This window comes from Streptomyces sp. NPDC050658 (assembly GCF_044457025.1).
In the GTDB taxonomy this organism is placed as follows: Bacteria; Actinomycetota; Actinomycetes; order Streptomycetales; family Streptomycetaceae; genus Streptomyces.
The window spans coordinates 284,924-299,919 of record NZ_JBITGM010000014.1; the positions used below are offsets into that span (position 1 = coordinate 284,924).

Annotated in this window: 14 protein-coding genes; 11 read left to right on the forward strand and 3 right to left on the reverse strand. The window is 72.1% G+C overall.

Annotated elements, in window-relative coordinates; translation table 11 throughout:
* Nucleotides 1-117 precede the first annotated feature (117 nt).
* Nucleotides 118-3,096 carry an AAA family ATPase gene (locus tag ACIBKX_RS36685; protein WP_363269971.1) on the forward strand — a complete coding sequence of 993 codons (2,979 nt, stop codon included), beginning with the start codon at nucleotides 118-120 and terminating at the stop codon, nucleotides 3,094-3,096.
* An 8-nt stretch (nucleotides 3,097-3,104) separates the two neighbouring features.
* Here the strand turns inward: ACIBKX_RS36685 and ACIBKX_RS36690 are convergent, their stop codons facing one another.
* A complete protein-coding gene (locus tag ACIBKX_RS36690) occupies nucleotides 3,105-3,794 on the reverse strand; it encodes a flavoprotein (protein WP_363269970.1) in 690 nt (229 codons plus the stop codon).
* A gap of 366 nt (nucleotides 3,795-4,160) precedes the next feature.
* Between ACIBKX_RS36690 and ACIBKX_RS36695 the strand changes: the two genes are divergently transcribed.
* The 7 genes from ACIBKX_RS36695 to ACIBKX_RS36725 all read left to right on the forward strand — a co-directional run bounded on the left by ACIBKX_RS36695 (nucleotide 4,161) and on the right by ACIBKX_RS36725 (nucleotide 10,223).
* Nucleotides 4,161-5,321: a hypothetical protein gene (locus ACIBKX_RS36695; protein ID WP_363269969.1), complete on the forward strand. Its 1,161-nt coding sequence runs from the start codon at nucleotides 4,161-4,163 to the stop codon at nucleotides 5,319-5,321.
* An 11-nt stretch (nucleotides 5,322-5,332) separates the two neighbouring features.
* Nucleotides 5,333-7,498, forward strand: a complete 2,166-nt coding sequence (locus ACIBKX_RS36700) for a tetratricopeptide repeat protein (protein WP_363269968.1) — start codon at nucleotides 5,333-5,335, stop codon at nucleotides 7,496-7,498.
* The gene (locus ACIBKX_RS36705) at nucleotides 7,495-8,067 is read left to right on the forward strand and encodes a flavin reductase family protein (RefSeq protein ID WP_363269967.1); all 573 of its coding nucleotides are present in this window, start codon (nucleotides 7,495-7,497) and stop codon (nucleotides 8,065-8,067) included. The genes ACIBKX_RS36700 and ACIBKX_RS36705 overlap by 4 nt, the downstream gene beginning before the upstream one ends.
* Before the next feature lie 352 nt (nucleotides 8,068-8,419).
* Nucleotides 8,420-8,785, forward strand: a complete 366-nt coding sequence (locus ACIBKX_RS36710) for an RNHCP domain-containing protein (RefSeq protein WP_363269966.1) — start codon at nucleotides 8,420-8,422, stop codon at nucleotides 8,783-8,785.
* A 33-nt stretch (nucleotides 8,786-8,818) separates the two neighbouring features.
* Nucleotides 8,819-9,253, forward strand: coding sequence for an RNHCP domain-containing protein (locus ACIBKX_RS36715; protein WP_363269965.1), 435 nt, complete (start codon nucleotides 8,819-8,821; stop codon nucleotides 9,251-9,253).
* Between the two features lie 47 nt (nucleotides 9,254-9,300).
* Nucleotides 9,301-9,672 (forward strand): N-acetyltransferase, encoded by a 372-nt coding sequence (locus ACIBKX_RS36720; RefSeq protein ID WP_363269964.1) that lies wholly within the window; start codon nucleotides 9,301-9,303, stop codon nucleotides 9,670-9,672.
* Between the two features lie 176 nt (nucleotides 9,673-9,848).
* A complete protein-coding gene (locus tag ACIBKX_RS36725) occupies nucleotides 9,849-10,223 on the forward strand; it encodes an SH3 domain-containing protein (RefSeq protein WP_363269963.1) in 375 nt (124 codons plus the stop codon).
* A gap of 102 nt (nucleotides 10,224-10,325) precedes the next feature.
* Here the strand turns inward: ACIBKX_RS36725 and ACIBKX_RS36730 are convergent, their stop codons facing one another.
* Nucleotides 10,326-11,195 (reverse strand): helix-turn-helix domain-containing protein, encoded by an 870-nt coding sequence (locus ACIBKX_RS36730; protein ID WP_363269962.1) that lies wholly within the window; start codon nucleotides 11,193-11,195, stop codon nucleotides 10,326-10,328.
* Between the two features lie 80 nt (nucleotides 11,196-11,275).
* On the opposite strand from ACIBKX_RS36730, the gene ACIBKX_RS36735 reads away from it, so the two are divergent.
* The gene (locus tag ACIBKX_RS36735; RefSeq protein ID WP_363269960.1) at nucleotides 11,276-12,091 is read left to right on the forward strand and encodes an alpha/beta hydrolase; all 816 of its coding nucleotides are present in this window, start codon (nucleotides 11,276-11,278) and stop codon (nucleotides 12,089-12,091) included.
* Between the two features lie 3 nt (nucleotides 12,092-12,094).
* On the opposite strand, the gene ACIBKX_RS36740 is transcribed toward ACIBKX_RS36735, so the two are convergent.
* Nucleotides 12,095-12,736 carry a hypothetical protein gene (locus tag ACIBKX_RS36740; RefSeq protein WP_363269959.1) on the reverse strand — a complete coding sequence of 214 codons (642 nt, stop codon included), beginning with the start codon at nucleotides 12,734-12,736 and terminating at the stop codon, nucleotides 12,095-12,097.
* A 488-nt stretch (nucleotides 12,737-13,224) separates the two neighbouring features.
* Here ACIBKX_RS36740 and ACIBKX_RS36745 point away from each other — a divergent pair, with 488 nt between their 5' ends.
* Both ACIBKX_RS36745 and ACIBKX_RS36750 read left to right on the forward strand, forming a co-directional pair.
* Nucleotides 13,225-13,851, forward strand: coding sequence for a hypothetical protein (locus ACIBKX_RS36745; RefSeq protein WP_363269957.1), 627 nt, complete (start codon nucleotides 13,225-13,227; stop codon nucleotides 13,849-13,851).
* A gap of 70 nt (nucleotides 13,852-13,921) precedes the next feature.
* Nucleotides 13,922-14,806, forward strand: coding sequence for a MerR family transcriptional regulator (locus tag ACIBKX_RS36750; protein WP_363269956.1), 885 nt, complete (start codon nucleotides 13,922-13,924; stop codon nucleotides 14,804-14,806).
* Nucleotides 14,807-14,996 lie beyond the last annotated feature (190 nt).

The following is a 14,996-nucleotide window of genomic DNA, read 5'->3' on the forward strand; positions in this document are numbered from 1 at the left end:
ACAGTTCTCTTTCGGCCTTTCTGTGCGGCGGACCCCCCGTGTGGCATCCGTCCGGGCCGCCGTTGCGAACAGCACAAGACCGGCGCGCCGTGACGTGAGCGGCATACGGGGGTGCGGATGTCGACGCTGATCAATGACGGCTTGTCGATCTGTGTGGGCCGGGACGAGGAACTCGGGCTGCTGGAGAAGGCGTTGGACGGCGCAGGCCGGGGGCACGGCCACGCGTTCCTGCTGAGCGGCGAGGACGGCATCGGCAAGTCGCTGCTGGTGCGGGAGGCCGCGAAGCTCGCACGCGGCCGGGGCATGCGGGTTCTCCAGGGCCGGGGCAGCCCGGTCGGCCCGGCCGTGGCGCTGCGGCCGCTCAGTGAGGCGTTGGCCTGTCTCTTCCGCGACCGCGAGGGCCCGGACAGCAGGACGCTCGGGCCCTACCGTGCCGTCCTCGGCCGCGTCGTACCCGAATTCGCGCACACGGAACTCCCGCTCGGCGGCCGGTGGTCCCCCGTGGTGCCGGAGCAGAACGGGGGCGTCGGCACCCGTTCTCCCGACGACTCGCCCGTCCTCATCGGCGAATCCGTGCTGCGGCTGCTCTCCGCGGCCACGACGGAGACGGGGAGTCTGCTGGTCCTCGAGGACCTCCATGACGCCGATCCCTCGACGTCCGCCGTGGTGGAGTACCTGACGGACAACATCGCCGGACAGCGCATCGTGCTCCTGGTCACCTTCCGCTCCGGACCCGGCGCACCATGGGACCTCGCCCACGCCCTGGCACGACGGCGCGCCGCCACGCTCTTGAACCTGCGGGGGCTGAGCCGGACCGATGTGGGCCGCCTTGCGGCGCACCGTCTGGGCGTCGCGGCCGACGCCGTACCCCCCGACGTGGTGGACCGGCTGTACCGGGACAGCGGCGGAAACCCCTTCGTCGCCGAGGAAGTCCTGCGCACCCTCGTCGCGACCGGCGCACTGCTGACCGGACCGCAGGGCTGCCGGCTGGTGCCGAAGGCGCGCCGCACCGTCCCCCCGGCCGTCGAGCACTGCGTCGCCCGGTGTGCGGCACGCCTCGGGCCGGAAGGGCACCGGCTCCTGTCCGCGGCGGCGGTGATCGGCGAACGGTTCCCGGTCTCGGTGCTGCGCCAGGCGTGGGGGATGTCGGAGGCGCGGCTGTTCACCCAGCTGCGTGCCGCGGGTGCGGCGGGGCTGATCACGGCCGACGGCCGGGCCAGCGACTGGTACGCCTTCCGCGGCGTGATGACCGCCGCGGCGTTGCTGGGACAGCTCACCCCGGCGGATCGGGCCGCGCTGGCCCGGCGCGCCGCCGAGGCGGTGAGTGAGCTGCATCCCGGACTGCCGGGGAGGTGGTGCCGGTTCGCCGCGCAGCTGCGGCTGTCCGCCGACGACCTTCCGGAAGCCGCGGCGTTGTTCGCCACCGCCGGGCGCCGCGCGCTGTCGGCGGGCCGGGTCTCCAGCGCCGTGGACCTGTTGACGCGGGCATGGGAGCTGCTCGGTACGTCGGACGCACCGCGGCGGCGCTTGGATGTTCTCGACGAACTCCTTGTCGCGCTGGCGGAGCACGGGCAGATCGGCCGGGGCCTGCGCCTCGCGTGCACGCTGGACGCGACGGGCGAGGCCTGTCCGGCGGGTGACCTGGCGCGCCTGCACATTCGGCTCGCCTGGCTGTCGCACGCCGACGGCCGGCCGGCTGCGGGGCTCGCCCATGTGGACGCCGCGCGCCACGCGCTGGGCCCGGAAGCGGCGGAGGGTGACACAGCCGCCCTCGACGCTGTCGCGGCCCAGTTGCTGGTGGACGTGCCGGCGCGGGCCCAGCCCCTCGCCGAGCAGGCCACGGACAAGGCCGAGCGCGGCGGTCAGGCGGTCGTCGCGTGCCGGGCCTGGCGGGTGCGGGGTCAGTTGGCCCTGCAGCGGGGCTCCGCGGAGGCCGCGCACTGCTTCGCCCGGATGCAGGCCCATGCCCATGAACTGCCGCTGTGGCGGATGCACGCGATGCTGCAACTAGCCGTGCACCAGTGGCTGTCGGACGGTGAGCGGGAGACGCTGCTGCGGGTGCGGCGGCAGGCACAGCACCGGGGAGCACGGGCCCTGCGCACCAGCGCGGACCTCGTGCTTGGCCTCGACCACGTGCTGCGCGGCGAGTACCCGGCGGCCCGTCGGCTCACCGAGGCGTACCAGGCGAAGAAGGAGCGCGCGGGACTCAGCGGCGGTGACGCGCACTGTCTGGCGGCGGTGCAGGCCATCGGCGCCGGTCACCAGGGCAGCCGCGAGACTCTGGAGAGGATCCTGGGCGAGTCTGCCGCCGGGAGCGCGCCGCCCTCACCGTGGACGGCGCTCACCCACGGATTGGCCGGGGCCGTGTGCGCCCTGCTGGAGGAGGACCGTGACCGGGCCCGTCTGGAACTGGATCGAGCGGTGGCCGCGGACGCCGTATGCCCTGCGCCGTATCCGCTGACCGGGCGCCATGGCCTTGCTCTGCTCCTTGACGCGCTGGCCCCCGACGCGGACACGAGCCCGGACGACCGGCCCGCCGAGGCGGCCGGGCTGCGCTGGAACCGTCACTTCGCGCTGCTGGCCCGAGCCGTGCTGCTCGGGCGGCAGGGGCGTGGCGAGGAGGCGGCTGGTGCCATGCGGGAGGCGGCGGCCGTCGCGGCACCGTTTCCGATGGCCGCGCACCTGGGTCTGCGCCTGGTCTCCGAGGCCGCGCATGCCGACGGCTGGGGCGATCCGGTGCTCTGGCTGCGCAAGGCGGAGCAGTACTTCCACGGGGCGCAGTTGCCTGCCGTGGCCCGGGCGTGCCGGGAGTTGCTGCGGCGCGCCGGTGCCGTGGTGACCCATCGTGCGGCCGGGCAGGTGCCGCAATGTCTGCGCCTGCTCGGTGTCACGCCGCGGGAGTACGAGGTCCTGCAACTCATGGTCGACCGGCCCGACAACCGCACCCTGGCGGCCCGGCTGTTCATCTCTCCGCGCACGGCCGAGAAACACGTCGCGAGCCTGCTGGTCAAGACCGACCAGCCCAATCGTGCCGCGCTCAACGCGTATGCGGCGCGGGTCCTGCAGGACGAGGGACAGCACCCACGCGCCGGATAGGCGGCCACTCAGCCGTTCGCCGCCGCCGCGTCCTCCTCAAACCCGTCGCCGTCACTGTCACCGTTGCTATCGCCGTCGCCATCGCCGTTGCTATCGCCGTCGCCATCGCCATCGCCGTCGCCGTCGCCGTCGCCGTCGCCGTCGCCGTCGCCCGAGAGAGATTTCTCCAGCCACGTGAGGACGGTCCCTGCGGCCTCGTCGGGCGCGGGCATCGTGATCCCCGCCGCGTTCTCCTTGCGCCACAGCTCGAAGACCACCTGCTCCTGGGGGTCGACGACCGTGTGGCCGTCGGCCCGCAGTGTCGCGACGTGGCGTCGCAGGGGTGACTTGGTCCACATGGCGCGGTTCATGTTCGGGAAGAACAGCACCGGGCGTTCCGCGGCCAGCAGGACCGTCTGTGCCGGCGTCGCGGCCAGGCCAAGCGCCGCGGACGCGAGTGTGTTCGCCGTGCACGGCAGGACGACCACAGCGGCCGAGCGCTTGGCGAGCTCCACGGGGTTGAGTGCCGGATCGTCGCTGGTGAATGCCTCGTCGGCGTACCAGGCGACGACTTGGGGCTGGACGAACCGTACGGCGTCGCCGGTGAGGAGCACCCGCAGGCCGAGGTCGATCTCCTGGCGCAACCACGTGAGATAGACGGGGAGTTGACTCGCCGCGCTCGAACCGCAGGCAATGACTGACAGGGCGTCGTCTCGCATGCCCTCCACCCTGCATACCCGGCCCGCGTTCCACATGGGGACTCAGCCCCCATCCGCGGTCCGCGGGCGTCACCGGAACATGGGGGCCGTCTCCCCATGCCCGGCGGCGTGACTCGGTGCCAGTGTCGTCGGCGGGCCGCCCATCCGGGGCGGCGCTGCGCACCATCGGCACGAGAACCCGGGGAGGTGAAACGCATGAAGAAGATCACCGTTCGCAAGACCGGGTCCATCCGGCTCACGTCGTCCGCGTCGGTCTACAGCTTCGCCGGCTGCTGACGTCCCCGGTCCGTACCCCCGACCGCCCACCGCGGCAGCCGGGGGTACGGACCCCTTCCGTCCGGTACTGCCGAGGAGGCCCCCGACGCCATGTCGGCCATCGAATTCCACCCGCTGACCTTCGTCGACGAGCACGACGGCGTCGTCGTGGGGCGCCCCGACACCGAGTCGTACGCCGTGCTCCCGCACGACGGGGCGGCGCTGCTGCGTCAGCTCGCCGCCGGCCGGGAAGCCGGCGAGGCGGCCCAGTGGTACCTCAGCGAGTACGGCGAGAGCGTCGACATCGGCGGCTTCGTCTCCACACTGCGCGAGCTGGGGTTCGTCCGGGAGGGACCACAGAGTGCGACCCCACCGCCACGGCTGCGGCTGCGGCGGCTCAGCGCCTGGCTCTTCTCCCCCGTGGCCTGGGGCGTTCACGCCCTCCTGGTCGCGGTGTGCGTCGCCGTCATGGTGACGCACCCCGACGTGCGCCCCCGCCCGGACAACGTGTTCTTCACCCCGTCCCTCGTCGCCGTCCAACTGGCGCTGGCGTTCGTCCAGGTGCCGGCCGTGGCCTGGCACGAGTCCTTCCACGTACTGGCCGGGCGCCGCCTGGGACTGCCGACCCGGCTTACGGTGAGCCGACGGCTGTTCTTCATCGTCGTGGAGGCCCACCTGGACGGTCTCTACAGCGTGCCGAGGAAGCAGCGCCAGCTGCCGTTCCTCGCCGGGATGCTCGCCGACGTGCTGCTGTTCAGCGCCCTGACCCTGGTGGCGGCCGCAGGACCACGGCCGGTGGCCGCGTTCGCGCTCGCCGTCGCCTACACCGTCCTGCTGCGGCTCGCCTGGCAGTTCTACGTCTTCCTGCGCACCGACCTCTATTACGTGTTCACCACCCTCCTCGGCTGCACCGACCTGCACGGCGCGACATCCGCCTATCTCCGGCGGAAGCTGAGCCGGCTGCCGCGCGTCAAGCCGCCCGCCGACGACGCTGACTCCGCCTGGTCGCAGCGCGACCGCGTGATGGCGCCCTGGTTCGCGCTGATCACCGTCGGCGGCGTCGGCATCCTGCTGACGACGGTCGTACTCGCCCTCATCCCTCTGACGGTGGGCTTCCTGACCCGGCTCGGCCCCGCCCTCGCGCACGGTACGGCCGACGGCGCCCGGTTCTGGGACTCGGCCACCGCGGTCGGCCTGCTCGCCCTCGAGTTCACTCTCCTGATCCTCATCTCCCGCCGCGAGGCGTCACGTTCCGGTGCCGACTCACGATGAAGGAAGGTTCCATGATCACTCACCTGTGGCGCTCCGGCCCCGACGTACCGGGCGACGAACCGGCGGACGTGACGGTCGGCTGCCACCGACGGCTGCGCGGCCCGTACACCGCGGCGGGCTGCCTTGCCCGCGCCCTGGTACCCGCCGCCTACGAGCGGTGGCCCCAACTCGTACGTCTCCACGCCATCGAGATCCTCTCGGTGGCCCCGGAGCTCAAGGACCGGATCGGCGCCTCGCCGCAGACCCTCACGTCCCTCGCCGTTCCCGAGGAACGGACCCGGCTCTACGCGGCGGCGCGCACCCGCCGACTCGCCCACGGGCTTGTGGAGTTCCTCCACACGTACGCGGATCTCGGCAACCGCGGGCCGCTCACCATGAGCTTCACGGACGTCGACGAGGCCGACCCCACCGACCAGGAGTTCCTCGCCATCCTGCTGCGGCGTACCCAGGGCCTGCCGATCGCCGTCACCATCGGCAGCCGGGGCGGCGACCTGCCCGACGAGCTGGGGTCGGCCCTCGCCCGGTACGCCACCCGCGTCACCCGCTCCCCCGAGGCGACCGACGCCCCTGACTCCCGTGACTCCCGTGACTCCCGCGACTCCCGCGACTCCCGTGACCAGAGTCAGCTGCTGCACACCTACATCGCCTCCGACGGCACCTCCCACCACCCCGACGAACTGGCCGCCTACCTGGCCGCCGATCCCGCGCTGCGGGCCACGCTGCACGACGAGCGCGCCGCGCACCTGCTGAACGAGGGGGACTGGAGTCTGCGTCTGGGCGCGGTGCCCTACCACCTGGAACACGGCAGCGACCCCGCGGGCGCCGGCGGCGACGCCCTCCACGAAGCCGTGTACTACGCCGCCGGTCTGGGATTCTGGGACGCCGTACTCGACTACGCCGACCGCGCCAGGGCCGTCGTCGAACCCGAACAGGCCGAGCGTTACTGGGACTTCTGCGGCAAGATGGCCGCGGCGCACGGACTGCTCGGCCGTACGCGGGAAGCCGAGAAGCTGTACCTGGAGGTACGGGCCCGCTACGCCCTGCCTCTCGCCCAGATGTTCACCGGCTATGCGATGGCCATGCTCTACACCCGGCTCCACCCCGCGGAACTGCGGGACCACCACCTGGCGAAGACGTACCTCACCAACACCATCACGCTGGCATCGCTGCTGCCCGACCCGGAGCAGCGCACCTTCCACTGGTCCTTCCAGCGCAACGGGATGGCCCTGGTGGAGATGCATCTGGGCAACCTGCCCGAGGCCCTGCGTCTGGTGAACGCGGCACTGGAGCACATGGACGCACGACTCCCGGCCGACCGGCACCGGCTGCACCGCTCGGTCCTGGTGCACAACCGGGGCCGGGTCCTCGGGGCCATGGGCCGGCAGCCCGAGGCGCTGGCGGACCTGACCACGGTCATCGGCCTCGACGCGAACTACCCCGACTACTACTTCGACCGCGCCGAAATCCTGCAGAAGACGGGCGAGCACACCGCCGCCCTCGCGGACTACGACACCGCGATCAAGCTCGGCCCGCCCTTCTGGGAAGTGCACTTCAACAGGGCCGACCTGCGCGCCAAAACGGGCGACACACACGGCGCGATCGCGGACCTGCGTCGCGTCGTCGAGCTAGAGCCCACCGAACTCGACGCCCGCGTCAACCTCGTCGGGCTGCTCCTGGAAACCGGGCAGGCCGACGAGACCGTGCCGCTGCTGCGGGAAGGCCTGGTACTCGCCCCCGCCGACGCCCGTCTGCTCCAGGTGCGCGGGCAGCTCGCCCGGGACGCCGGTCGCACCGAGTCCGCTCGGCGCGACTTCGACCTGGCGCTGCACAGCGACCCCGGTTGCGTCGCGGCCCTGGCGAGCCGCGCCGCGCTGGCCTTCGACTCCGGTGACCTCGACACCGCGCTGCGCGACCTGGACCGGGCCGTCGAGGCAGACCCCGGCAACGCCGACCTCCAGTACAACCGCGGCTACGTCCACCAGTCCGCAGGCTCGTGGCAGGCCGCCGTCGACGACTACACGGCCGCCCTCCGACTCCCGGAGTCCGACACGGTCGAGCTGCTCCAGCAACGTGCCAAGTGCCACCAGGAACTGGGAAACCACCAGGCCGCGCGGGCCGACCTGACCGCGGCCGGCGCAGGAGCCGGCTCCGCCCTGCCTGCCGGAGCTCCCCGATGACGTCTTTCCGCCTGCCGCCGGACGCGCCCCCGGCGGCCCGCCGACCGGATACGGACGGCGACCCGCAGGCCTTCCACCAGTTCATGCGGACGTGGGCCACCGGGATCACCGTCGTCACCAGCCGGCGCCAAGGACACTCCGTGGGCTGCACGGTGACCGCGTTCACCTCGGTGTCACTCCATCCCCCGCTGCTCCTGATCTCCCTGTCCACCGGCAGCCGCACCCTCAGGACACTGCGGAGGCGAGGCGTCTTCGGGCTCAACGTGCTCTCCGGCGCCCAGGCCGACCTCGCCTCCCACTTCGCCACCGCCCCCGGGGACCGGTTCGCCACGGTCCCCCATCACCTGGTCGACGGCGTACCCCTGCTGGACACGGCACTGAGCACGGCCGTCTGCCAAGTGGAACGCGCCTGGACCGTGGCCGACCACACCCTGGTCCTCGGCCGCCCCAGCCACTACGCGGCCCGCCTTCACGCCGCCCCGCTGATCCGCTACGACGGCACGGCCACACCACTTCCACAGATCCGCCCGACAGCCGACGACGCGGCTCCGCACCAGGACCGATCCTGATCTCCGGCGTGAAACAAATCGTTGGCGGACGAGGCGGGCGCGCGGCTAGCCTCGGGTTCGTACTCTTGATCGCATACCGGGACGTGCGGACGTATTCACGTGCGTACTGTCCCGTCACTGGGCCTCGTGCCTCTGAAGGGGTGTCTTGATGACCCGGCTCGCGCCGAGCGCGCCTCGCCGCACCGCGTAAGCGTCCGTCCGCCGTTTCCGCCGCGCTGTCCACGCGCGGCTGCCCGGATGTGAGCTTCCGGTTTTCCAGTACGTATTTCCTGGTACGTATTTCCTGGTACGTCGTCGAGCCCGCTCGGCCTGCTCTTGCTGTCATGTCTTACCTCTCAGCAAGGAGCACCGGGTGTCCAACGAGCACACCTTCAACACCCTCACCGTCGACACCTTCGCCTGCGCGTGGTGCGGACTGACCGTGTCCGCGACCGCCGCCGACGGAAAGCGTCGTAACCACTGTCCGTCCTGTCTGCACTCGCGGCACGTCACCGACCACGTCGAGGGCGGTCCCAGCGACTGCCACGGGCGGATGTCGCCGATCGCCATCGCCGTCCTGCGCACCGGCGACTGGATGATCGTCCACCGCTGCGTACGCTGCGACGAACTCACCTCCAACCCGGTCTGCGCGGACGACAACCAGCTCGTCCTGATGCGCATGGCCGTGCGCCCGCTCGCCCAACCGCCGTTCCCGCTCGAAGCGTTCGGCACATTGTGACGGGGCGAAAGGACCCGGAGGGAGGAGACGACCGTGCCTCGACGTAACACCAACCGAGGACAGGACCCCGTACGCCGTCGTCCGCAGCGGCACAAGGACGTGCTCCACGAGCACGGCGGGCACCGCGCAAACGACTTCAAGTGCGCCGGATGCCGACTCGACGTGTCCCTGGACGCGCCCGGCACGGGGCACCGCAACCACTGCCCCAGCTGTCTGGTCAGCCTGCACGTGGATGCCCGTGTGCCGGGCGACCGGGCCGCGTCCTGCCGGGGCCGCATGGAGGCGCTGGGCATGTCCGCGCGCCCCGACGGCGAGTGGCTGCTCATCCACCAGTGCCTGAGCTGCGGCGAGTTGAGCGCCAACCGCATCGCGGGCGACGACAACCCGCTCGCCCTGATGCGCCTGGTCCTCAGGCCGCTCCAGGGCACGGGCCCCGGCATCGCCCGCCGCGCTCTGCTCACCCTGTGACCCCACCAACTCGACCGAACCACAACCCCCTTGTAAGGAACACTCACTTGCAGACAAGGACCGAGACCCCGGCCGACGCCCTGCGCGCCGACGACTACTGGATCCCCGAGCTCTCCCTCGCCCCCGTGTCCGTCGCCCCCGGCCACCAGGGCACCGGCATCGGAACCGCCCTCGTGCGCGTCGCGCTCGACACGGCCCGGAACCGGGGCGAGCACACCGTGACCGCCCTCGGCCACCCGGCGTACTACCCCCGCTTCGGCTTCGAGCGCGCCGACACCAACGGCGTGACCTGCACCCTGACCTCCGGCCCGGACGGGGCCAAGCTGGTCCTCTCCCTCGACGGCAGCCCGATCCCGCCCGGCGAAATGGGCTTCGGCAAGCCCTTGGCCGACGCGGTCAGCGCCTACCGGCCGGAGTAGCAGGAGCAGCCGGAGTCCCCCCGAAACCTTCACCGGTCGGGCACCGGACCGGTGCGCTCCGGGCCTCGTCGGCCCTGGGGTCGGTTATAGCATCGAAGATCGTTCAGCGGGCGCATCAACCAGACGCGCCCGCCAGGGCGTTGAACGAGACCACCGCACAACACGAACGGGGATTCATGAGGAACACCAAGCTGTCCCGCAAGCTCGCCGGCGCGCTCGCCGTCGGCGCGATGGTGACCACGAGCATCGTGCTCGGCGCGCCGAGCGCCTCCGCCGTCGGCTCCTCGGCCTGCACCGACAACAATCCGAACACCAAGGTCGCCATCACCGACACGGTCAACTTCCGCACCGGGCCGGGCACGAAGTACACGTCCAAGGGGCTTGTGGGCAAGGGCGACAAGAAGTTCTACCAGTACTGCGAGCGCGGCCGCTGGGCCTACGGGAAGGTCCTCAAGGGGGCCCACAAGGGCAAGAAGGGCTGGATCCACAACAGCAACATCGGCTGGCCGATGAACCCGCCCGGCGAGATCCCCAGCGACCTGCCGGGCTGATCCCGAGGTGAGCGCGGCGGCGGCTTCCGCCTCCGCCGCCTCACTCTCCGCCGCCTCACTCTCCGCCGCGCTCACTCTCCGCCGCGCTCACCCTCCGCCGCCTCACCCCCTGCTTCCGCCTCCCGCGCCCGATCTGGCCCCCGCCGGCCAAGCCCGACCGTCCACCGTCAGAAACGGCTCCCCCACCACCCGCGCCGGCGTCGAACCCGTGAACTCCATGACGTCCCGATGCAGGTGGGACTGGTCGAAGTAGCCGCCGGCCGCCGCTACTTGGGACGGTGCCTCGCCCGTCAGCATCCGGTGCACCGCGCTGTCGAAGCGGATCAGTCGCGCCGCGCGTTTCGGGGGCAGGCCGACGTGGGTCCGGAAGCTGGACCACAGGCGTTTGCGGCTCCAGCCGAGTTCTGTCGCCAGGTCGTCGACCCTGATCAGGCCTCTGCCGGTCACCATCCGGTGCCAGGCCCAGGCCATCGACTCGTCCGCCTTCCCTCGCCCCTCCCATCTGCCGGCCAACAGCTCGTCGATGAGGGTGAAGCGCGCCTCCCACGACGACGTCTCGTTCAGCCGCTCGCGCAGCAGTGCCGTCTCCCGGTCGCCCCACAGGGCGTCCAGCGGCACCATCGAGCCCGCGAGGTCCGCCGGGTCCGCGTCCAGGAGCGTGGTCGCCATGGTCGGCGGCAGGCGTATCTGCAGTGTCTCGATCTCCTTGCCGTACGCCCTCACCCCGCCGCCCGCGCCGAATCCCGGGCCCGCGGCCAGGCTTCCCACGAGGCGCCGCCCCGTGCCGTCCTGCACCGCCGACGCGCTCGGGCCGAACTCCAGGATCAGCATCACCGCCGGGTGCGGCACCACCCGCAGGCCGCCCGCCAGCGGACCCGGCACGCGGAACCCCGCCATGTCCACGCCCGGCAGGCGGCTCGGGCGGTGCGGGCGGGCGACGTCCCATGCCTCGGGAGTGGCGGGTTCGGTCATGTCGGGGTCCATTCCCCTGCCCCCTCCCCCAGGAACATTTGTCCAAGCCCGGCGGGCGGGGGCGGAGCGACCCTGGGCTCATGGCAGACACCAGCTACGCCTCCGTCCTTCCGCTCCCCTACGGCGACCTCCACGTCCACCGTGACGGGCCCCGCGACGCCCCCGCGCTGCTCCTCATCCACGGGTCCGCCACCTCAAGCCGCTCCTGGGACTCCCTCGTCCCGCTGCTCGCCGAGTCCCGGCACGTCATCCGGGTCGATCTGCCGGGGCACGGGCGCTCGGCAGAGCCTGCGGGCGGGCGTGGCTACGAAGCCGCAGAGCAGGCCGACACCATCGGCGCCGCCCTCGACCTGCTTCACGTCCGGCACGTCACCGTCGTCGGGCATTCCAGCGGGGGCTACACCGCCACCGCCCTCGCCGAGCTGCGGCCCGACCTCGTCACCGCCCTCGCGCTCATCAACTCCGGGCCCGGCATGGATGCGTTCATCGCGCCGGAGGCCCTGCCGATCGACCCCGCCCATTGGCCGCCGGGCGACGAGCAGCTCCGGCAGTTCGCAAGTGCCGGGTTCCGTCCGGGATTTCACATACCGCAGGAGCTTGTCGACGAGCTGCGCGGCATGAGCATCCACGTCATCGCCTCGGCCATGCAGGCCTGCACCGGCTATCTGAAACAGCAGGCGCTGCCCGCCCGGCTCACCGCCGTCGGCAAGCCGCTCCTGGTCGTCTTCGGGGAGCTCGACCGCCGGTGGCAGGCCTCGTCGTCCGCCGCCCAGTACCGTCAAGTACCGGGTGCCGAGGTCGTGTTGATGCCGGACGCCGGGCACACGCCGATCCTTGAAGAGCCGGTGCGGACCGCCGCTCTGCTGCTCCCCTTCGCCGAGAGGCACGCCACGTAGCGCCTATGCGCGGACTCTTACCCCATGTCGCGTCCGCATCCGGTGCAGTTCCCACAGCGCCACCGCCGTCACCGACAGCGGGCCGCCGAACACCGCGCACAGCTGCGCCGCCAACGGCCCGTGCGGCAGGCCGCCGTCCAGGGCGAGGCTGCTCAGCATCAGTTCCCAGACGAGTACGACCGTCAGCGCGGCCGGCAGCGCCGCGTGGACGTTGGCCGTGTTGAAGGCATAGCGCGCCGCGTACGCGGAGGAGAAGGCGAGGAACGGAAGGAGCCAGGCCAGCGCGGCCAACAGGGCGAGTCCCACCAGGCCGTTCACCAGCGTGCCGTACTGCTGCTTCACCAGCAGCGCGCTGCCGAACAGCACCCCCGCCGTGCCCGCCAGGATGCCGACGTACCAGCCCACCGCCTTGAGCGGCTCCCGCAGCCGGGAGCGGAGTTCGCCGCGGTGCGCCGCCGGTGCGTAGTAGATGAAGGCCGCGATGACCAGCGGGCCCGTGAGCATCAGGAGCAGCGGGGCCAGGAGCAGCTTGGCGATGCCGTCGTTGGCGACGCCGCTCCAGCCGTCGTCCGCGCCGTAGACGTACACGAGGCCGAAGCTGGCCGCGAAACCGATGATCGCGCGCCACAGTTGGACCTTCGTCACGAGGTCGTCCTCGATGCGGCCGTGGCCCGGCCTGTTGAAGATCCCCTCGGCCCGGCGCCGCGCCGAGCGGACCAGCGGGATGAGCGGCGAGACGAACCAGAAGGCGCAGCCGAGGCGGCCCGCGGTCCGGCGGACGGGGGGCTGCGGGCGTGGGCGCGGGTGCGGTACGTACGGGCCGGGCTGTGGCGGGTACGGGCCCTGGGGCGGCGGACCGTAGGGGTCAGGGCCACCACCCTGACCCGGCCCGGGTCCCGGCCCAGCTCCTGGTCCTGGTCCGTTCGACGGTGGTCCCCAGCCCTGGTATCCCCCGTGTGCCATGCCTGGTCCCCCTGGTCCCGTTCCGCTTCCGCCGTTCCGAGCGCGGATTCTAATGTCATCCGGCCACTTGCGTCGCCATCCGGCCATGCGGGGGAACAGCGGACGAACATCTGTCCGCGGCCGCGCGAAATCCCCTTCCCGAAGGCCCGGCCTCCTGTCATCGTTCCGGCATGTACCCCTACGGGCCGCCACCCGGTCCCCCGCCGCGGATCGACCCGCGGCAACTGCGGCCCAGGCTGCGGTGGTTCGTCGTCGCGGGGGTACTGGCCGCGCTCTGCGTGGCCGTCGGGATCGTCAGCTTCGTGCTCACGCTGACCTCCGCCGTGGACTCCGTCGACGACGGCAGGGCGTTCGCGAGCGGGGAGTCCGTCACGGTGCGGATCTCGCCCGACGACGACGCCGCCGTCTTCGTACGCAGTCCCTTCGTCGCCCGCGCGCACTGCAAGGTCTCCGGGCCACCCGGCACCACGCCGCGCGTGACGGCGCCCGGCGGCACGTTCAACGTGTCCAAGGGCGGGGCCAGATGGGAGCGGGCGTTCGTGCTGAAGGCGGACACCGACGCGGAGTACCGGGTGCTGTGCGACGACCCGAACCGCGACCTCACCTTCGCCCCCGGCGACTCCGCCGACGTCTCCTCCTTCGTCGGCGGCGTGGCGGTGACCGTGCTCGTGCCGCTCGGCGGGATCCTCGCGGGAGCCGCCCTCGCGATCATCGTCGGCGTACGCCGGGGCAGGCACCGCAGATGGCTGGAGGCGCAGGCCTATTACGGGTACGCCGGTGACCGGCGGCCCGGTTGACCTTGCCCCTGGGGCAGAGCTCATCGTCCTGCGCACCGGGTCAACGGACCCGGTGACGGAGGATGCCCCCATGGACCAGCTGCTCAGCATCGGTGAATTCGCCGCCCGCGCGCGGCTCTCGCCCAAGGCACTGCGCCTGTACGACCGCCTCGGGCTGCTGACCCCCGCGTACGTCGACAGGACCACCGGGTACCGCCACTACCGCCCGGCCCAGGTGGAGGACGCCCGCACGGTCGTCCTGCTGCGGCGGCTCGGCATGCCGCTCGCGGAGATCGCCGAGGTCGTCGGTCTCGTCGGGCTCGACGGCGAACGCGCGGCCGACGCGGTCGCCGCGTACTGGGCGGGGGTCGAGGAACGCCATGCCGAGCAGCGCACGCTGGCGGGGTACCTCCGTGGACGCCTTTCAGGAAGAGGGACCACGATGAAGGAGACATACCAGACCGACTTCCCGGTCAGGATCATCGACGTACCCGAGCAGTACGTCATCAGCGAGACCCGGCATCTGCTCGCCGAGGAGCTGCCTGCCTGGATCGGCGCGTCGACGCGCCGCCTGGAGGACGCGGCCGAGGCCGAGTGCGGCGGGGTGGCGGGCGCGCCGCTCGTCCTCTACCACTCCGACGTGACCCAGGACAGCGACGGTCCCGCCGAGGCGTGCGTCCCGGTCAGGGACGCGGCGGCCGCACGGGCGTGGGCCGAGAAGGCGGGGCGGGAGCGGGGCACGAGCTCCCGCGTGGAACCCGCGCACCGGCTCGCCTTCACCCGTCTCACCAAGGCGCAGGTCTCCTACCCGCAGATCCTCGCCGCGTTCGAGGCGGTCGAGGAGTGGGTCGCCCGTGAGGGCCTGACGGTCGAGGGCGTGTGCCGCGAGATCTACTTCGCGGAGTGGGAGACGACGGGACCCGAGGACCAGGTGTGCGACGTGGCGTTCCCCGTCTCCGCGAAGCCGGCGGTATGACGGCAGGGTCCGCCTCCCGGGGGGAGGCGGACCCGCTCTTCGGCTGCGCGGGCTGACGCGCGGCCTCCGCATGGCCCGAGCCGCCAAGGGCCTGTCCGGCGGATCAGGCCGCGCGAGGGTGGCGGCCACTCTTCGACGCAGATGAGCGGGGTCTGGTGCGTCGAGATGCAAGGCGGAGGAGGGCGACAAC